The sequence below is a fragment of the Comamonas sp. CAH-2 genome (genome assembly GCF_009668305.1).
In the GTDB taxonomy this organism is placed as follows: domain Bacteria; phylum Pseudomonadota; class Gammaproteobacteria; order Burkholderiales; family Burkholderiaceae_C; genus Comamonas; species Comamonas aquatica.
On the sequence record NZ_VSWF01000003.1, the window covers coordinates 40,647 to 58,690 of the forward strand.

Sequence of the window (18,044 nt, forward strand, 5' to 3'; positions counted from 1 at the left end):
TGCTAATCGTCCACCCTGCACCCAGGCTGCTTCGGCAGCCTTTTTTGTGCCGCGCCAGCGTGGCCCACGGTCATGCGCACCGCAGGAAGGTGGTCACGATGGCGCCGCAAGCCGCAAGCCGTATGCAGGCATGCGCCGTACGAGCCTGCGGCCCCGCCGCGCCGCGCGGGTGGCGTTGATGTCTTGCTGGGCCAGCAGGGGCGGCCGGCCGTGCTTCAGTCGGTTTCGAAGAAGCGGCTCACGCGCGGCGGCTGGTCCAGCACGTGGAAGGCCAGCTTGCGCTCGCGCAGGGCCACGTCGGCGGCCGTGACGCGTTCGAAGCGGCGCAGGTGCTCGGTCCAGGATTCGTCCACGATCTGTTCCACATAGCGCTCGGGCTGCTCCATGCTGTGCAGCAGGCTCCAGCCCACGGCGCCCTGGCGCAGGCGGCTGCGGCGGCTTTCCTGCATCAGCGTGCGAAAGCGTTTGGCCTTGGCCGGGTTGATGCGGTATTCGATCTGCACCACCACGCGGCCGCTTTCGGGTTGGTCGTGCGTGGGCGGTGTCCAGGCCTTGGAGGGGCTCAGGTCCTCCAGCGCTTGGCGCTCGGTCACCAGGCGCTGCACCAGCAGCATCACCAGCACGCCGGTGGCGGCGGCGCACAGCAGGCTGGTGGGCACGCTGGTCAGCGAGGCCACCTTGCCCCACAGCGCCGCGCCGATGGCCGTGCCGCCCATGATGGACATTTGGTAGGCCGCCATGCCGCGCGCGCGCACCCAGTTGGGCAGGGCCATCTGGGCCTTCACGCCCAGGCTGTTGGCGGTGGAGATCAGCGCCATGCCCGCGACCATCATGCAGGCGATGGCCAGCAGCAGGTGCGGCACCAGGGCGATGCCCACGGTGGCCAGCGCCATGGTGCAGGTGCCGACGATGACCAGCTTCTCGCCCAGCGCCTGGCGCAGGCGCGGCAGGAACATGGCGCTGACGATGGCGCCCGCGCCCATCGAGGCCAGCAGGATGGTGAAGGTGCCGGCGCCGCCGACGAAGTGCCCCTCGAAGCGCTGGGCCGTCAGCGGCAGCAGCGCCATGATGGCCGTGGACATGAAGAAGAAGGCCACGGTGCGTGCGATCACGGCGCGCATGCGCGGCGATTCCTTGACGAACTGCAGGCCCACGCGCATGGCGCTGTGCAGGCGCTCGCGGCCCAGCGGGTTCTCGGGCTGGTGGCGCTTCCAGCGCACCAGCACGATGCCCGAGATGATGGACAGCACGGCATTCAGCACAAACACCCAGGCACTGCCCAGGCTGGCGATGATGCCGCCGGCCACCAGCGGGCCGATGATGCGTGAGGCGTTCATGGCCACGCCGTTGAGGGCCATGGCCGAGGGCAGGTGGGACTTGCTGACCATCTCCGGCAGCAGGGCCGAGAACACCGGCCAGCGCATCGCCGTACCGATGCCGTTGGCAAACGTGAGGGCCAGCAGCAGCGGCGCGGTCATCCAGCCCATGGCCACGGTGATGCACAGCAGCACCGCCACCGTGGCCACCAGGAACTGCGTGGCAATCACGTAGCGGCGGCGGTCCAGGATGTCGGCCAGCGCGCCACTGGGCAGGCCCAGCAAAAAGACCGGCAGTGTGGAGGCCGTCTGCACCAGGGCCACCAGCACCGGCGAGGTGGTCAGCGAGGTCATCATCCAGGCTGCGGCCACATCGTTCATCCACATGCAGATGTTGGCGGCCAGCGTGACGCCCCAGAGCATGCGGAAGCTGGGCGAGGCCGCCAGCGGCGCCCAGGTGGACACGGGCTTGGCAGCCTGCGTGCTGGGCGTGGCACCCGGTTCTTCAAGAATCCGCCCCGGCTGGGGCGTGTGCGACGGAGGGGCTTGGTGGTCTGGCATCACCGGCGATTGTCGCGGCAGCGGCATTTTCTTGCAGTCCAGGTTTGGACAGGGTCCAAGCCCTGGGGCGCTATAGCCCGGAGGGCACGGGGGGCATTGGCCAGACGGGGCTGGCCTTGACCTCGCCCAGCGAAAAGCTGGTGTGCATGTCCTTCACGTTCGGCAGGTTCAGCAGCACGCGGCGCGTGAACTGCGAAAAGCTCTCCAGGTCCTTGGCCACCACCTGCAGCTCGAACATGCCCTTGCCGCTGATGTAGTGGCAGGTCACCACCTCCGGGATGGCGCGAATCGCCTCTTCCATCTCGCGCGTGCGGGCGCCGGAGCTGATTTCCGCATCGATGCGCACAAAGGCCAGCACGCCCAGGCCGATCTTGTGGCGATCGATGGCAGCGTGGTAGCCCAGGATGTAGCCGGCCGCCTCCAGCGCCCGCACACGGCGCCAGCAGGGGGCGGCGGACAGGCCGACGCGCTGCGCCAGCTCGGCGTTGGTGAGGCGTCCGTCGGCCTGCAGGTGGGTCAGGATGGCCAGGTCAAATTTGTCCAATTGATTCACGTTAACCCTTGTTTGAGCAAGATTCTTGCTCAATAGTGGATTTGAAGGGCAAAAAAAGCAATCACTTACCCGAACGGGACTTCTACACTTGATTCACGTCATCGACACAGACACAAGAAGAGGCCGGTCATGAGCCAGGCCTCACACCAGGAGACACAGATGAAGGCCCCACGCAATGACGTCGCGCTGCGCGCGCACGCCCCCGCCCGCTTTGGCGACCTATGGCACCACGGTGCACACCCCTGCGCAGGAGGTGTGCAATGAACGCCCCGCTGGACGACGTCACCCGCCGGGCGCTGGAAAGCATCACGCTCGATGACAAATACACCCTGGAGCGCGGCCGCGCCTTCATGAGTGGCGTGCAGGCCCTGGTGCGCCTGCCCATGCTGCAGCGCCAGCGTGATGCCAAGCACGGCCTGAACACCGCCGGTTTCATCAGCGGCTACCGGGGCTCGCCCCTGGGCACCTACGACCAGTCGCTGTGGGCGGCCAAAAAGCACCTGGAGGCCCAGCACATCGTCTTCCAGCCCGGCGTCAACGAGGAACTGGCCGCCACGGCCGTCTGGGGCACGCAGCAGCTGGACCTGTACCCGCAGACCAAGAAATACGACGGCGTGTTCGGCATCTGGTACGGCAAGGGTCCGGGCGTGGACCGCTGCTCCGACGTGTTCAAGCACGCCAACATGGCGGGCACGGCCCAGCATGGCGGCGTGATCGCGATTGCGGGCGACGACCACATCAGCAAGAGCAGCACCGCTGCCCACCAGAGCGACCACATCTTCAAGGCCTGCGGCACGCCGGTGTTCTTCCCCAGCAATGTGCAGGACATCCTGGACATGGGGCTGCACGCCTTCGCCATGAGCCGCTTCTCGGGCCTGTGGTCGGGCATGAAGACCATCCAGGAGGTGGTGGAGTCCTCGGCCAGCATTGCCGTCGATCCGGACCGCGTGAACATCGTCCTGCCCGAAGACTTCCAGATGCCGCCCGGCGGCCTGCACATCCGCTGGCCCGATGCGCCGCTGGAGCAGGAAGCGCGGCTCATGGACTACAAGTGGTACGCCGCGCTGGCCTATGTGCGCGCCAACAAGCTGAACTACAACGTGGTGCAGGGCGCCAACGATCGCTTTGGCCTGATCGCCAGCGGCAAGGCCTACAACGACATGCGCCAGGCCCTGGTCGACCTGGGGTTGGACGATGCGGTCTGCCGCCAGCTGGGCATCCGCGTGCACAAGGTGAACGTGGTCTGGCCGCTGGAGGCGTCGATCACCCGCGACTTCGCCCAGGGCCTGCAGGAAATCCTGGTGGTCGAGGAAAAGCGCCAGGTCATCGAATACCAGCTCAAGGAAGAGCTCTACAACTGGCGGCCCGACGTGCGCCCCAACGTGCTGGGCAAGTTCGACGAGCAGCCCGGCGACGACTCCGGCGGCGAATGGAGCATGCCCAACCCCAGCCAGAACTGGCTGCTGCGCCCCAAGGCCGACCTGACGCCGGCCATCATTGCCCAGGCCATTGCCAAGCGCCTGAAGAAGCTGGGCGTGCCGGCCGACATCGAGGCGCGCATGGAGCAGCGCCTGGCCGTGATCGCCGCGCGCGAGCGGGCCCTGGCCGAGCTGCCTGCCGGCGGCAATGACCGCACGCCCTGGTTCTGCAGCGGCTGCCCGCACAACACCAGCACCCGCGTGCCCGAAGGCTCGCGCGCCGTGGCCGGCATTGGCTGCCACTACATGACCACCTGGATGCCCGACCGCAACACCAGCACCTTCACGCAGATGGGCGGCGAGGGCGTGACCTGGGTCGGCCAGTCGCCCTTCACGCAGGAAGCGCATGTGTTTGCCAACCTGGGCGACGGCACCTACTTCCACAGCGGGCTGCTGGCCATCCGCCAGAGCATTGCGGCCGGGGTGAACATCACCTACAAGATCCTGTACAACGACGCCGTGGCCATGACCGGCGGCCAGACCGTGGGCGAGCGGCCCGAGGGCCACTCCGTGGCGCAGATCGCGCACAGCCTGCGCGCCGAGGGCGTGGTCAAGCTGGTGGTGGTGACGGACGACCCCAGCAAATACCATGGCCGCACGCACCACATCGACGCCAACCCGGCGCGCGCCCAGCACCAGGAGCTGATCAACGACCTGCCCGCTGGCATCGAGGTGTTCCACCGCGACGAGCTGGACCGCATCCAGCGCGAGTTCCGCGCCATCCCCGGGTGCACGGCCATCATCTACGACCAGACCTGCGCCACCGAAAAGCGCCGCCGCCGCAAGCGCGGCACGCTGGCCACGCCGGACAAGACCGTGGTCATCAACGAGCTGGTGTGCGAGGGCTGCGGCGACTGCTCGGTGCAGTCCAACTGCCTGTCGGTGGAACCCGTGGAGACCCCGTTCGGGCGCAAGCGCCGCATCAACCAGAACACCTGCAACAAGGACTATTCCTGCGTCAACGGCTTCTGCCCCAGCTTCGTCACCGTCGAGGGCGGGACCTTGAAGAAGCCCAAGAAGGAGAAGAAGGGCGATCTGTCGTCCCTGCCCGCCATCCCCGAACCCCAGCTGCCCAGGGCTGACACCGCCTGGGGCATCGTGGTCGGCGGCGTCGGCGGCACCGGCGTGATCACCATCGGCTCCCTGCTGGGCATGGCCGCGCACCTGGAGGGCAAGGGCGTGATCACGCAGGACGCCGGGGGGCTGGCGCAAAAGGGCGGCGCCACCTGGAGCCACATCCAGATCGCCAACCGCCCCGAGGCCATCTACACCACCAAGGTCGACATGGCCAAGGCCGACCTGGTGATCGGCTGCGACCCCATCGTGGCGGCCAACAAGGCCTCGCTGGCGGTCATGCAAAACGGCCGCACCTTTGTGGCGCTGAACAGCCATGGCACACCCACGGCGGCGTTCGTGCACAACCCCGACTGGCAATTCCCCGGCGGCAGCTGCGAGGCGGCGATCGCCGGGGCCGTGGGCCCGGGTCTGGTCGGCAGCTTTGATGCCGAGCAGGCCGCCGTGCAGCTGCTGGGCGACAGCATCTACACCAACCCGCTGATGCTGGGCTATGCCTGGCAAAAGGGCCGGGTGCCACTGACCCGCGCCGCGCTGATGCGCGCCATGGAACTCAACGGCGTGCAGGTGGCCAACAACCAGGCCGCTTTCGAGTGGGGGCGCCGCTGCGCCCACAACCTGGCCGAGGTCGAGGCCCTGTACCGCACGGCCCAGGTCATCCAGTTCGTGAAGAAGACCGGCCTGCAGGAGCTGGTGGCCCAGCGCGAGCAGTTCCTGACGGGCTACCAGAACGCGGCCTATGCGGCGCAGTACCGCAGCTTCGTGGACCAGGTGCAGGCGGCGGAAGGGCGGCTGGGCAGCTCGACCCGGCTGACCGAGGCTGTGGCCCGCTACCTGTTCAAGCTGATGGCGTACAAGGATGAGTACGAGGTGGCGCGCCTGCACACCGACCCGGCCTTCACCGCCAAGATCGCCGACATGTTCGATGGTGACTACAAGCTGGTGCACCACCTGGCGCCCCCGCTGTCGGCCGCCAAGGACGCCCAGGGCCACCTGGTGAAAAAGTCCTACCAGCCCTGGATCCGCAGCGCGTTCGGCGTGCTGGCCAAGCTCAAGGGCCTGCGCGGCACCCCGCTGGACCTGTTTGGCCGCACGGCCGAGCGCCGGACCGAGCGGGCGCTGATCGTTGAGTACCGCGACTGCATCACGCAGCTGCTGCCGCAGTTGACGGCCGACAAGCTGGAGCTGGCGGTGCAGATTGCGCGCATCCCCGAGGACATCCGCGGCTACGGCCACGTGAAGGAGCGCCACCTGGCGGCGGCGCGCAGCAAATGGCAGGGCCTGATGCAGCAGTGGCAGGCCCCGCAGCCCGGCGCCCAGCACCGGGCCTGAAACGGGTGGGGCGCGGGGGGCACCGTGCCCCGTCCGGCGGACGGCGGCGTGGCCGTGCCGGCTGAAAATATTTAAACCATAGCTGCTCACGCATGCTGGATGCGCGTCAGAGCACGATTTGGCTTGAAAAACCCGGGCTGGCAAACACCGGCCCGGACTCAGGTTTAGCCCCGGCGGCCCCCAAGGCGCACGCATACAATGCTTCGTTGACTTGTGCTCGGCTATGCTGTAGCGCTTGGCAGGCCGGATGGCCTGTTCTTTTTTTGACCCATTCCGCTTTGGAGTTCGTCCGTGTTTATTTCTTCTGCCTTTGCCCAAACCGCCCCTGCTGCTGCCGCTGGTGGCGGTGACATGATGTCCTCGCTGACCGGCATGCTGCCCCTGGTGCTGATGTTCGTGGTGCTGTACTTCGTGATGATTCGTCCCCAGATGAAGCGCCAGAAGGAACACCGCTCCATGGTGGAAGCCTTGGCCAAGGGCGACGAAGTGGCCACCGCCGGTGGCATCCTGGGCCGCGTGGTGGACCTGGACGAGCAGTTCCTGTTCATCGAGATCGCGTCCGGCGTGAAGGTGCAGATCCAGCGCAGCGCCGTGGTGCAGGTGCTGCCCAAGGGCTCCGTCAAGTAATCAGCCGCATTCGCTGATCGAGTGGGCCGGTGGGCTTTCCCAGGCATGCCGCGCCCTGTTTCCTGCGTGAGAGATAGAGCGCGATCATGAACCGATACCCGGTCTGGAAGTACGCGATCCTTGTGGTCGCGCTACTCATTGGGGTGATCTACACCCTGCCCAATTTCTTCGGCGAGGCCCCTGCGGTGCAGGTGTCCTCGGCCAAATCCACCGTCAAGGTCGACGAGGGCGTGCTGGCCCGCGTGCAAAGCGCGCTGCAGGCGGCCTCGCTGTCGCCCGACATCCTGAGCCTGGAAGGCACGTCCGTGCGCGCGCGCTTCAACACGCCGGACGAACAGCTCAAGGCCAAGGACGTGATCGAGCGTGCGCTGATCACCGACGCCTCGGACCCCGCCTACATCGTGGCGCTGAACCTGGTGTCGCGCTCGCCGCAGTGGCTGTCGTCCCTGGGCGCACACCCCATGTACCTGGGCCTGGACTTGCGCGGTGGCGTGCACTTCATGCTGCAGGTGGACATGCAGGCGGCGCTGACCAAGCGTGCCGATTCGCTGGCCGGTGACCTGCGCACCATGATGCGCGACAAGAACATCCGCCACGGCGGCATCAACCGCGATGGCCAGGCGATCGAGATCCGCCTGCGCGACGACGCCAGCATGACGGCGGCCCGCAACCTGATTGCGGACCAGTTCCCGGACCTGCAAGTGGCCGAAGCCAGCACCGGCGCCGATGGCCGCCTGCGCGCCACCATCAAGCCCGAATCCCTACGCAAGGTGCAGGAGCAGGCCCTCAAGCAGAACATCACCACGCTGCACAACCGGATCAACGAGCTGGGCGTGGCCGAGCCCGTGATCCAGCAGCAGGGCCTGGACCGCATCGTGGTCCAGCTGCCGGGTGTGCAGGACACGGCCAAGGCCAAGGACATCCTGGGCCGCACTGCCACCCTGGAGCTGCGCCTGGTCGACGAATCCACCGAGGGCCGCGCCGCCGAGATGGGCTCGGGCAACGTGCCGTTTGGTTCCGAGCGCTACCTGGACCGCAACGGCAACGCCGTGATCGTCAAGAAGCAGGTCATCCTGACCGGCGAGAACCTGACCGACGCCCAGCCCGGCTTCGACAGCCAGACCCAGGAGCCCACGGTGAACCTGGTGCTGGACGCCAAGGGCGCCCGCATCTTCAAGGACATTACGCGCGAGAACATCAACAAGCGCATGGCCATCATCCTGTTTGAAAAGGGCAAGGGCGAGGTCGTGACGGCACCGGTGATCCGCTCGGAAATTGGTGGCGGCCGCGTGCAGATCTCGGGCCGCATGACCACCGTGGAAGCCAATGACACCTCGCTGCTGCTGCGTGCGGGTTCGCTGGCAGCGCCCATGGAGATCATCGAGGAATACACCATCGGCCCCAGCCTGGGTGCCGAGAACATCGACCGTGGCATCAACTCGGTGGTCTGGGGCTTCATCGCCATCGCCATCTTCATGTGCATCTACTACCACCTGTTCGGGGTGTTCTCCACCGTGGCGCTGGGGGTGAACGTGTTGCTGCTGATGGCCATCCTGTCCATGCTGCAGGCCACGCTGACGCTGCCCGGCATTGCCGCGATGGCGCTGGCGATTGGTGTGGCGATCGACTCCAACGTGCTGATCAACGAGCGCATTCGCGAAGAGCTGCGCTCGGGCATGTCGCCGCAGGCGGCGATCCACGCCGGCTATGACCGCGCCTGGGCCACCATCCTGGACTCGAACCTGACCACCCTGATCGTGGGCCTGGCCCTGCTGGCCTTCGGCTCCGGCGCGGTGCGTGGCTTTGCCGTGGTGCACTGCATCGGCATCGCCACCAGCATGTTCTCGGCCGTGTTCTTCTCGCGCGGGCTGGTGAACCTTTGGTACGGCCGCCAGAAGAAGCTCAAGAGCGTGTCCATCGGCACCATCTGGCGCCCTGACGGCTCGGCCGTCGAAGAAGCGAAGTAAAGGAGGAAGACATGGAACTCTTCCGTATCCGCAAAGACATTCCGTTCATGAAGCACGCGTTGGTGCTCAACGCGATCTCCATCATCACCTTCGTGCTGGCGGTGTTCTTCCTGGTGACCAAGGGGCTGCACCTGTCCGTGGAATTCACCGGGGGCACGGTCATGGAGGTGGCGTACAGCCAGCCTGCCGACCTGGAGAAGGTGCGCAACACCATCCAGGCCAAGGGCTACACCGACGTGACGGTGCAGAACTTCGGGACGGCGCGCGACGTGATGATCCGCATGCCCGTGCAAAAGGACGTGACCTCGGCCCAGCAGAGCGAGCAGGTGATGGTGGCGCTGAAGGCCGAGGACCCCGAGGTGACCCTGCGTCGCACCGAGTTCGTCGGCCCCTCCGTGGGCGAGGAACTGGTGACCAACGGTTTGCTGGCCCTGGGCGTGGTGATGCTGGGCATCATCGTCTACTTGGCCTTCCGTTTCGAGTGGAAGTTCGGCGTGGCCGCCGCCTTCGCTAACTTCCACGACGTGGTGATCATCCTGGGCTTCTTCGCGTTCTTCCAGTGGGAGTTCTCGCTGCCCGTGCTGGCCGGCGTGCTGGCGGTGCTGGGCTACTCGGTCAACGAGTCGGTGGTGGTGTTTGACCGGATCCGCGAAACCTTCCGCAAGCAGCGCAAGATGGACACCAAGGCCGTGATCAACCACGCCATCACCTCCACCATGAGCCGGACCATCATCACCCACGCGTCGACCGAAGCCATGGTGCTGGCCATGTTCTTCTTTGGGGGGCCCAGCCTGCACTACTTCTCGCTGGCGCTGACCATCGGCATCTTGTTCGGCATTTATTCGTCCATCTTCGTGGGCGCCGCCATCGTGATGTGGCTGGGCGTCAAGCGCGAAGACCTGGTCAAGCCGACCAAGCAGGAGCAGGACCCGAACGATCCCAACGCCGGGGCCGTGGTCTAAGGTCACTGTGGCCACCACGCTGTTCACACCAAAAGGCACCTTCGGGTGCCTTTTTTGATGGCCGTTTTAGGCGCGCGCCGTGCGCTGGAACAGCCCGCCAGGCAGGCGGGACAGCCAGCCCTCTAGCTCCAATTCCAGCAACTGGGCCTGCAGCTGGGCCGCCCCCCAGCCGGTGCGGGCGGACAAGGCATCCAGTCCGATGGGGTCGTAGCCCATGGCCTGCAGCAGCGGGGACTCTGCGGCAGCAGGGGTGCGGGTCGTGGCATCGCTCGCTGCCGGGGGCCGCTGGCTGCTGGGGCCCTGCAGTTCCTCCAGGATGTCCTGCGCGCAGGTGACCAGCTTGGCGCCCTGCTGGATCAGGGCATGGCAGCCGCGGGACTGTGGGGCGTGGATGGAGCCCGGAATGGCGAACACCTCCCGCCCTTGCTCGGAGGCGGTGCGTGCCGTGATCAGCGAGCCGGATGCCAGCGCCGCCTCGACCACCAGGGTGCCGCAGGACAGCCCCGAGATGATGCGGTTGCGCTTGGGGAAGTTGCTGGCAATCGGCGGTGTGCCCAGCGGGAACTCGCTGAGCATGAGTCCGTGCGCGGCAATCTGGTGGGCCAGCTGCTTGTGCTGGCGCGGGTAGACCCGGTCCACCCCGGTGCCGACGACGGCGATGGTTGGCACTTCCGTGGTGTCCGCGGCGAGGGCGCCGGCGTGTGCGGCGGCGTCGATGCCCAGGGCTATGCCCGAGACGATGCACCAGCCCATGTCGGCCAGGCTGTGGGCAAACTGCCGGGCGTTGTCAGCGCCCTGGGGCGTGGGGTTGCGGGAGCCAACCATCGCCAGGCTGCGGGCACTGTGTGTCAATGGCTGCGGACGCTGCAGCCAGCGTGCCGGCCCGGTCACATACAGCATCAACGGGGGATCGGGGATGTGCAGCAGGCTGTCCGGGTAGCGGACGTCGCCCAGTGTGACCAGGGCGTGGCTGCAACCTTCGGCGGCCCCTTGCAGCCACTGCCCGGTGGTGGACAGGGCCTGGGCAAATCCTTCGGGCGCGTGGCGCAGCTGGGCGGCCTGGGCCAGGCTGACGCAGTCCTGCAGCTCGGTGACCGAGGCCTGGAAGATGGCGGGGGCGGAGCCGAAACGTGCCAGCAGGCGGCGTGCGGCCGCGTTGCCCACGCCGGGCGTGAGGGACAGGCGCAGCCAGGCTTCCAGTTCCGGGTGTTCCAGGGGCGGAAGCGCGCCGGCCATGGGCGTCACTGCGGAGAGATCAGTCGATCACCAATTTGAACGCCGTGCTGGATGTCCATGATGAGGACGTAGGACACACGGTCGAAGCTGCGGAACACCATGGCCAGCCCGTTTTCTTCGTCGGGCAGCTTGACGGTGGCACGTTGCGGGTCGGTCTTGTCGACCATGGTCTGCCCCTGGGTCATCAGCGACAGCACCATGCCGGGGACCACGCCGTCCTGGGTGCCCTTGTTGATGGCCACCACCTGGTGCTGGGTGCCGTAGCGCACGGCGGTGCTGCTGTACAGCGAGGCCACGTGGGCCGTCACCGGCTCCTTGGGGGCGTGCGGGACGAAGCTCAGGTACTGGCGGGGTGGCTCGGGCAGCAGGCGGTCACCGGCCAGGATTTCTTCCTTGATCCTGGTGATGTGCACGCTGGCCGGCAGGGTGGGGCTGCGCTGGGCCTTGTCGGGTGCGGGCGGGGCCGGGGTTTCGCTGCGCTCCAGTTCGGCCTGGCCCAGGTACTGGGCTTCGTAGCCCAGGATTTCCTTGGTGATCGGGTCGCGCACGGGCGTGGCCTGGCGGAACAGGCGATAGCTGCGCGACGTGCCGGGGCTGTGCAGCAAGGGGGCGTCGACCGGGCCGCGGGCATAGGCCCGATCCCCGGGCGAGAGCATGATGCGTTCGTTGTCGCCGGCGATGATGCGGGGCGCGCGCTGCAGCGTGTCGGTGTTGATGACCAGGGGCTCGGTCAGGAACGGCTCGATCAGGTGCATCTGCAGCGTGGGCAGGGCCAGGTCCGACAGGCTCTCGCTGCGCACACGGGGGGTCAGCTTCACGGTGGGGGTGCTGGTGCCGCGCTTGCTGCTCAGGCGGGCATAGCCCCCGGATTTCTCCAGGTACAGCACCTGGCCGGGGTAGATCAGGTGCGGGTTGGCAATCGCCTGCAGGTTCATGCCCCACAGCTCCGGCCAGCGCCAGGGCTGGCGCAGGTACAGCCCGGCAATGCGCCACAGCGTGTCGCCGGACTGCACGGTGTAGCTGTCGGGGGCATTGGGGTTCAGTGCGGCCAGGGGCACGCCTTGCTGCGCCACTTGCTGGGCGGTGGCGCGCTGCGCCGCGGTGACCGGAAAGGAGGGCTGGGCCTGTGCCGCAGCCGTGGCACCGCAAAGCAGGGTACCGATGGCCCAGACCCAAGTGGTGGCAGTTCCCTTCATGTTTCTTCCCTCTCCTTGGTGCAGGCTTTTGGCTGCTGTGCAACGAATCATCCTGGCAGATTCTCATTCCAAGGCCTTGATTGGGCAATGCATATCGGTGCCCGGTGCTGCGTCATTTCGTGAAAGTGGCGAAAATAGCGACAAATTTTCTGAACTTGCCATGGCCTTACTTCCGATTCTTTGCTTCCCCGATCCCCGCCTGCACAAGGTCGCCCAACCTGTGAAGCAGGTGGACGCGCGCATCCGCAAGCAGATTGAGGACATGTTTGAGACCATGTATGACGCCAACGGCATCGGTCTGGCGGCCACGCAGGTGGATTTCCATGAGCGCCTGATCGTCATCGATGTCTCGCAGGACCGCGACCAGCCCCTGGTGCTGATCAATCCGGAGCTGGTCTGGGCCAGCGACGAAAAGCAGGTGGGCGAGGAAGGCTGCCTGTCCGTGCCCGGCATTTACGACGGTGTGGAGCGCTCCACGGCCGTCAAGGTGAAGGCCCTGGACGAAAACGGCGCCAGCCGCGAGATCGAGGCCGAAGGCCTGCTGGCCATCTGCATCCAGCACGAGATGGACCACCTGATGGGCAAGGTGTTCGTGGAATACCTGTCGCCCCTCAAGCGCAACCGCATCAAGACCAAGCTGGTCAAGATGCAGAAGCAGGCGGCCCACTGATGGCGGTGCGCCCAGGGCAGGCCCAAGGGTGGCGCTGGGCGTGGGTGGTGGCCGGCTGCATGGCCTTGTCCGCCTGCATGGTGCCGCAGTGGCAAAAGCCCGGCACACCGGCCGCGCAGATTGCGCAGGGCATGGGGGCGCCGCAGGTCCAGGTGCCCCTGGTCGATGGCGGCGAACGCTGGGTCTACAGCTTCCAGCCGGCGGGCCAGCAGGTCTACCACATGGTGATGGATGGGCAGCAGCGCCTGCTGCGCGTGGAGCAGGTGCTGCAGGAGGCCTATTTCCAGCGCTTGCGCGTGGGGGTGGACGACCGCCAGAGCGTGCTGGATTTCTTCGGACGCCCTGCGCTGGTCGAGGGTGTCGCCAACTTCAAAGGCGATATCTGGACCTACCGGATTCGCGAAAATGGCATCGACCGCCAGGCGCACGTGTTCCTCGATCCGCAGGGCGTGGTGCGCCGCGTCATGTTCACCGACGAGCGGCGCCTGGACGACGATACGCGCCCTTGAAGACTCCGCCTGCTGCACCGGTGGTCGGCCCGGTAGCGCGGCAACTGGCAGTTTTGCCTTGGATGGAACGCATGAGAGTGATTTTTGCTGGCACGCCCGATTTTGCGCGTGTGGCGCTGGAACGCCTGCTGCAGGCAGGTTTTGAGGTCCCGCTGGTGCTGACCCAGCCCGATCGCCCCGCAGGCCGCGGCATGAAGCTGCAGGCCTCGCCCGTCAAGCAGTGCGCCCAGGCGCACGGCATCCCGGTGGCGCAGCCCCTGAGTCTGCGCCTGGACGGCAAATACCCCGAGGACGCCGCTGCCGCGCGCCAGGCCCTGCTGGAGGCCCGCGCCGATGTGATGGTGGTGGCCGCCTATGGCCTGATCCTGCCGCAGTGGGTGCTGGACCTGCCGCCGCGCGGCTGCCTGAACATCCACGCCTCGCTGCTGCCGCGCTGGCGCGGGGCGGCGCCCATCCACCGCGCCATCGAGGCCGGCGACGCCGAGACCGGGGTGACCATCATGCAGATGGACATCGGCCTGGACACCGGCGACATGTGCCTGATCGAGCGCCTGCCGATCACCGCCAGCGACACCACGGCCAGCCTGCACGACAAGCTGGCCGACCTGGGGGGCCGCATGATCGTCGAGGCGCTGGAGATGAGCGCCTGCGGCGGCCTGCCGCGCACCCCCCAGCCGGCCGAGGGCGTGACCTATGCCCACAAGATCGAGAAAGCCGAAAGCTGGATGGACTGGCGCCTGTCGGCCGACGCACTGGACCGCCGCCTGCGCGCCTTCAACCCCTTCCCCGGGGGCGCCACGCAAGCGGGCGACGAGGTCATCAAGCTGTGGGCGGCCGTGCCCCAGGCCTATGCTGGTTCGGCCCTGCCGGGCACCGTGCTGGCCGCGGACGCCGACGGCGTGGTGGTCGCCTGCGGCCAGGGGGCCTTGTGCCTGACGCAACTGCAGCGCGCGGGCGGCAAGCGCTTGCCGGCGGCGGACTTCCTGCGCGGCTTTGAGCTGCCCGTGGGCGCGGTGCTGACCCAGCCTGCCGACGCCTGAACATGTCAGTGCATTCCATGAGACAGCGCGCGCAGGGGATTGCGCGCGATCCGGCCTATCGCCAGGGTGTGCAGGCCGTGCTGGCCACCATGCTGGGGATTGCCGCCTGGGGCCTGGTGACGGGCGTGGCCATGGTCAAGAGCGGCATGTCGGTGCCGCTGGCGCTCTTCATGTCGCTGACCGTCTACGCCGGCAGCGCCCAGCTGGCGGTGCTGCCGCTGATGGTGGTGGGCGCGCCGCTGTGGGTGGTGTGGTTCACGGCCATCTGCGTGAACCTGCGTTTCGTCATCCTGAGCAGCATGTGGCGCCACTATTTCAGCCACCTGCGCCGCCCGCACCGCCTGGCGCTGGGCTATTTCAGCGGGGACGTGATCTTCGTGGCCTTCAGCCAGCGGTTCAGCACCCCGGAGAAAACGCCGGAGCAGTTGCCCTTCTTCTGGGGCGCGGCCACGGTCAATTGGCTGTCGTGGCAGATCGCCTCGATTGCCGGCATCCTGCTGGCGCACGCCATCCCGCTGGAGTGGGGCCTGGGCTTTGCCGGCGTGCTGGCGCTGCTGGGCGTGCTGTACTCCATGCTCAAGGATGCGGCCACCTGGATGGCCTGCGTGGTGGCCTGCGGCGCGGCCGTGGCGGCGTTTGCGCTGCCACTGAAGCTCAACATCCTGGTGGCGATTGCCGCGGCCGTGACGGCCGGGCTGCTGATGGAGGCGGCCGAGCGCCGCGCCCAGCGCCTGCGCCCGCAGCCGGCCATCCGCCCGCCCGACCCCGCCCGGGGCGAAAAGCACCCGGTCATGCCCTTGCCCGGGCATGCCGACACCAAGGAGCCGCGATGAGCACCGCTGTGATGACGGGCTGGGAGCCCTGGGTGGCCTCCGTCGGCCTGGCGCTGGTGACCCTGGTCACGCGCGCCTTCTTCATGATTCCCGAGCGCGAAGTGCCCATGCCCGAATGGTTCAAGCGCGGTCTCAAGTACGCGCCGCTGGCGGCGCTGGCGGCGGTGATCGCGCCCGAGCTGGTGATGCAGCAGGGCGCCCTCATCACCAGCCTGGCCGATGCCCGCCTGCCAGCCGCGCTGTGCGCCACCGCCTACTTCTGGTGGCAGCGCGGCATCCTGGGCACCATCGTGATTGGCATGGCCGTCTACCTGCCGCTGCACATTGGCTGGGGCTGGTAACCGTCGCTTTTAAAAAGAAGAGCTGCCAGCGCGCGTCCATCCATCGTTTCGATGTCAAAAGCCTTGCAAATGACTGCAGGGCGAGCGCAGGTAGCTATACCTTTTAAGACCGTCCCTCGACGGCGCGCTCGGCATAGCGCGTGAAGCGCCAGGCCTGGCCTTCGTCGGTGATGCGCCGCCACACGGCGCGCTTGGCGTACGGGCTCAACCCGGGCCACAGCTGCACCTCGGCAAAGCTGCGGCCACAGCCCTTGCACTGGTCATCGCCCTGGCTGGTCGAGCAGATCGCGATGCAGGGTGTGTCCGGCTGCGTGTCGTACCAGGCCAGCCAGGCCTGCAGCGCGGCGTCGGGCAGGTCCTTAATGGCAATCGCTGTGGTTTTGGCGCAAATCATGCCGGCATACACCTCGGCCAGGTGGGTGGTGGCCGGCGCCAGCGCCGAGCCGGTGCCCGCAGGGCTGCGATCGCGCCAGTAATTGATGGCGGCTTCCAGATCCGTGATGTGAATGCTTTCCATGACGGCGACAGCGTACGCCAGGCCCAGGCCGCACGCTGGCGGCATCCGCAAAATCCACATGCACATTTGTGCCCACAGGACTTTGACTTGTGTTTAAATTGCGGGCTTCAAAGGGGAGTAGCTCCCTGCTGGGTGGCGCAATTCAGCCGCCCCCCGGCAGATTGACAGGTCGTCAGTACGAAGCTTATGGCTTCCGGCTTGTCAGGCAAGGTTCTGCGGGAACTTGCGGGCAAGACCTTTGGGCGACTGACTACATGTGGTCTCCCAAGAAGCTCCCACAGTGCCCCGGCATTCTGCCGCGGTAACTCCCGCTTCTCTTTGGTGAGCCATGCGTAACAACTGCCGCATGGCGCTTGCGCTCGTGCGGTCTTCTACAGAGGTTTTATATGGATTTGGATTTCCTGACCCATGCCCCTTTCTGGATTGCGCTGGGGCAAATCATCATCATCGACATCCTGCTGGGTGGCGACAACGCGGTCGTGATCGCGCTGGCCTGCCGCAAGCTGCCCCCTGAGCAGCGCCGCAAGGGCATCATCTACGGCACGGCCGGTGCCATCGTGCTGCGCGTCATCCTGATCGCGTTCGCCATGGTGCTGCTGCAGCTGCCGTTCCTGAAGATCGTCGGCGCGCTGCTGCTGGTGTGGATCGGCATGAAGCTGATTGCCCCCGAAGAGGAAAGCCACGACAACATCGAAGGCAGCGACAAGCTGTTTGCCGCCATCAAGACCATCATCGTGGCCGACCTGGTGATGTCCGTGGACAACGTGATCGCCATCGCCGGCGCAGCCCAGAGCTCGGGCGAGCACCAGCTGCTGCTGATCATCCTGGGCCTGCTGATCTCGATCCCGATCATCGTGTGGGGTTCGCAGCTGGTCATCAAGCTGATGGAGCGTTACCCGCTGATCATCGTCGCCGGCGGCATGCTGCTGGGCTGGATTGCCGGCGGCATGTTGGTGACCGACCCGCTGTTCGTGAACCCCGACCAGTGGACCTGGGCGCCCAAGTTGCTGGACTACAACGCTGAAACCAAGATGGCCGTGTTCAACGCGTCCATGCCCATCTACTGGGTGGCCCACGTGGGTGGCGCACTGCTGGTGCTGGCCATCGGCAAGATGGTGGCGGCCAAGCAGAAGAAGTCTGAAGCGGCCCACTAAGCCCTGTGATCGGCCGGCAGCCCCCGTGTGCGGGCTGCTGGGCAGATCCCCGCAGCCCTGCTTGTGGCGGCAAATGGAACCTCAGGCCCATTTGTGAGTCACAGCAGGGTTGTTTTTTCTTTACGAAGTCACCAAGGAGGGGTGCATGGACACCATCATCGTCTACGTAGATGACGCAGAGTACGCCAAACCATTGCTGCAGGCCATGGCCCAGGCACCGGGTGCGGACCGCCGCCACTGCGTGCTGGTGGCATGCGCGCCCCGCATCACGCACCGCGTCAGCCGCTTTGTCAGCAACCGCGCGCGCGAGAATTGGCGCAACAAGTGGGCCGACAAGTTGTTCGAAGCCTGTGCGCCCGCGCTGGCCCAGGGCGGCGGCCTGCAGGTCAGCACGATGCTGGCGCGTGGACCGTTGCCGGACGTGCTGGCCCAGCTGCAAGCCGAGCATGGCACGGCCGCACAGGTCGTGGACCTGCGCCGTCCCAAGCTGGAAGTGGCCGCCCCCAAGGCCGAGGCGCCGATGCTGCGCAAACTGGCCGGCACCCTGGCCGGCATTGGCGCGCTGTGGAGCGTGCTGATCGGCGAGACACTGGCGGCTTAAGCCCGCTGCGCCCAGGTTCTGGCCCGGGATGCCGTGATGGCATCGCCGGGCTTTTTTGTGGCCTGGCCGTGCCGAGC

The 18,044-nt window shown here is 66.8% G+C and carries 16 protein-coding genes; 11 read left to right on the top strand and 5 right to left on the bottom strand.

All coding sequences use genetic code 11. The features are described 5' to 3' along the window. Window positions 1–215: 215 nt before the first annotated feature. Entirely contained in the window at window positions 216–1,877 is a 1,662-nt protein-coding gene (locus FYM52_RS03405) for an MFS transporter (RefSeq protein ID WP_042418633.1), read from the bottom strand. Window positions 1,878–1,947: 70 nt separating this feature from the next. After that, entirely contained in the window at window positions 1,948–2,430 is a 483-nt protein-coding gene (locus FYM52_RS03410) for an Lrp/AsnC family transcriptional regulator (RefSeq protein ID WP_042418590.1), read from the bottom strand. 260 nt (window positions 2,431–2,690) lie between these two features. Here FYM52_RS03410 and FYM52_RS03415 point away from each other — a divergent pair, with 260 nt between their 5' ends. From FYM52_RS03415 to secF, 4 genes are all read left to right on the top strand, one after another. Continuing rightward, window positions 2,691–6,314 (top strand): indolepyruvate ferredoxin oxidoreductase family protein, encoded by a 3,624-nt coding sequence (locus FYM52_RS03415; protein WP_154163101.1) that lies wholly within the window; start codon window positions 2,691–2,693, stop codon window positions 6,312–6,314. A gap of 291 nt (window positions 6,315–6,605) precedes the next feature. Beyond that, window positions 6,606–6,941 (top strand): preprotein translocase subunit YajC, encoded by a 336-nt coding sequence (yajC, locus tag FYM52_RS03420; RefSeq protein WP_042418583.1) that lies wholly within the window; start codon window positions 6,606–6,608, stop codon window positions 6,939–6,941. Window positions 6,942–7,027: 86 nt separating this feature from the next. Next, window positions 7,028–8,908, top strand: a complete 1,881-nt coding sequence (gene secD / locus FYM52_RS03425) for a protein translocase subunit SecD (protein WP_154163102.1) — start codon at window positions 7,028–7,030, stop codon at window positions 8,906–8,908. A gap of 11 nt (window positions 8,909–8,919) precedes the next feature. Then, a complete protein-coding gene (secF, locus tag FYM52_RS03430) occupies window positions 8,920–9,870 on the top strand; it encodes a protein translocase subunit SecF (protein WP_045265847.1) in 951 nt (316 codons plus the stop codon). A 66-nt stretch (window positions 9,871–9,936) separates the two neighbouring features. On the opposite strand, the gene dprA is transcribed toward secF, so the two are convergent. Together dprA and FYM52_RS03440 are read right to left on the bottom strand one after the other, a co-directional pair. After that, complete coding sequence (gene dprA, locus FYM52_RS03435) at window positions 9,937–11,085, bottom strand: DNA-processing protein DprA (protein WP_154163191.1); 1,149 nt, start codon at window positions 11,083–11,085, stop codon at window positions 9,937–9,939. Between the two features lie 26 nt (window positions 11,086–11,111). Next, window positions 11,112–12,302, bottom strand: coding sequence for a LysM peptidoglycan-binding domain-containing protein (locus tag FYM52_RS03440; protein ID WP_154163103.1), 1,191 nt, complete (start codon window positions 12,300–12,302; stop codon window positions 11,112–11,114). Window positions 12,303–12,462: 160 nt separating this feature from the next. Between FYM52_RS03440 and def the strand changes: the two genes are divergently transcribed. The 5 genes from def (at window position 12,463) to FYM52_RS03465 (ending at window position 15,695) form a co-directional block, all read left to right on the top strand. Beyond that, window positions 12,463–12,972 carry a peptide deformylase gene (gene def, locus FYM52_RS03445; protein WP_042418571.1) on the top strand — a complete coding sequence of 170 codons (510 nt, stop codon included), beginning with the start codon at window positions 12,463–12,465 and terminating at the stop codon, window positions 12,970–12,972. A gap of 59 nt (window positions 12,973–13,031) precedes the next feature. After that, a complete protein-coding gene (locus FYM52_RS03450; protein ID WP_370513797.1) occupies window positions 13,032–13,481 on the top strand; it encodes a hypothetical protein in 450 nt (149 codons plus the stop codon). A gap of 71 nt (window positions 13,482–13,552) precedes the next feature. Then, complete coding sequence (gene fmt / locus FYM52_RS03455; protein ID WP_043378813.1) at window positions 13,553–14,521, top strand: methionyl-tRNA formyltransferase; 969 nt, start codon at window positions 13,553–13,555, stop codon at window positions 14,519–14,521. 17 nt (window positions 14,522–14,538) lie between these two features. Beyond that, window positions 14,539–15,354: an AzlC family ABC transporter permease gene (locus tag FYM52_RS03460; RefSeq protein WP_370513792.1), complete on the top strand. Its 816-nt coding sequence runs from the start codon at window positions 14,539–14,541 to the stop codon at window positions 15,352–15,354. Next, a complete protein-coding gene (locus FYM52_RS03465) occupies window positions 15,351–15,695 on the top strand; it encodes an AzlD domain-containing protein (RefSeq protein WP_231907208.1) in 345 nt (114 codons plus the stop codon). The genes FYM52_RS03460 and FYM52_RS03465 overlap by 4 nt, the downstream gene beginning before the upstream one ends. Before the next feature lie 103 nt (window positions 15,696–15,798). Here the strand turns inward: FYM52_RS03465 and FYM52_RS03470 are convergent, their stop codons facing one another. Then, window positions 15,799–16,212: a DUF3717 domain-containing protein gene (locus FYM52_RS03470; protein WP_154163105.1), complete on the bottom strand. Its 414-nt coding sequence runs from the start codon at window positions 16,210–16,212 to the stop codon at window positions 15,799–15,801. A gap of 386 nt (window positions 16,213–16,598) precedes the next feature. On the opposite strand from FYM52_RS03470, the gene FYM52_RS03475 reads away from it, so the two are divergent. Beyond that, window positions 16,599–17,366 carry a TerC family protein gene (locus FYM52_RS03475; protein WP_154163106.1) on the top strand — a complete coding sequence of 256 codons (768 nt, stop codon included), beginning with the start codon at window positions 16,599–16,601 and terminating at the stop codon, window positions 17,364–17,366. Between the two features lie 145 nt (window positions 17,367–17,511). Continuing rightward, window positions 17,512–17,967: a hypothetical protein gene (locus tag FYM52_RS03480; protein WP_154163107.1), complete on the top strand. Its 456-nt coding sequence runs from the start codon at window positions 17,512–17,514 to the stop codon at window positions 17,965–17,967. Window positions 17,968–18,044: the final 77 nt, after the last annotated feature.

What these genes read in the sequence shown, in the direction of transcription:
- FYM52_RS03405 (WP_042418633.1), bottom strand. Translation starts at nt 1,877, where the DNA reads ATGCCAGACCACCAAGCCCCTCCGTCGCACACGCCCCAGCCGGGGCGG.
- FYM52_RS03415 (WP_154163101.1), top strand. Translation starts at nt 2,691, where the DNA reads ATGAACGCCCCGCTGGACGACGTCACCCGCCGGGCGCTGGAAAGCATC.
- secD (WP_154163102.1), top strand. Translation starts at nt 7,028, where the DNA reads ATGAACCGATACCCGGTCTGGAAGTACGCGATCCTTGTGGTCGCGCTA.
- secF (WP_045265847.1), top strand. Translation starts at nt 8,920, where the DNA reads ATGGAACTCTTCCGTATCCGCAAAGACATTCCGTTCATGAAGCACGCG.
- FYM52_RS03440 (WP_154163103.1), bottom strand. Translation starts at nt 12,302, where the DNA reads ATGAAGGGAACTGCCACCACTTGGGTCTGGGCCATCGGTACCCTGCTT.
- def (WP_042418571.1), top strand. Translation starts at nt 12,463, where the DNA reads ATGGCCTTACTTCCGATTCTTTGCTTCCCCGATCCCCGCCTGCACAAG.
- FYM52_RS03450 (WP_370513797.1), top strand. Translation starts at nt 13,032, where the DNA reads ATGGCCTTGTCCGCCTGCATGGTGCCGCAGTGGCAAAAGCCCGGCACA.
- fmt (WP_043378813.1), top strand. Translation starts at nt 13,553, where the DNA reads ATGAGAGTGATTTTTGCTGGCACGCCCGATTTTGCGCGTGTGGCGCTG.
- FYM52_RS03460 (WP_370513792.1), top strand. Translation starts at nt 14,539, where the DNA reads ATGAGACAGCGCGCGCAGGGGATTGCGCGCGATCCGGCCTATCGCCAG.
- FYM52_RS03465 (WP_231907208.1), top strand. Translation starts at nt 15,351, where the DNA reads ATGAGCACCGCTGTGATGACGGGCTGGGAGCCCTGGGTGGCCTCCGTC.
- FYM52_RS03470 (WP_154163105.1), bottom strand. Translation starts at nt 16,212, where the DNA reads ATGGAAAGCATTCACATCACGGATCTGGAAGCCGCCATCAATTACTGG.
- FYM52_RS03475 (WP_154163106.1), top strand. Translation starts at nt 16,599, where the DNA reads ATGGATTTGGATTTCCTGACCCATGCCCCTTTCTGGATTGCGCTGGGG.
- FYM52_RS03480 (WP_154163107.1), top strand. Translation starts at nt 17,512, where the DNA reads ATGGACACCATCATCGTCTACGTAGATGACGCAGAGTACGCCAAACCA.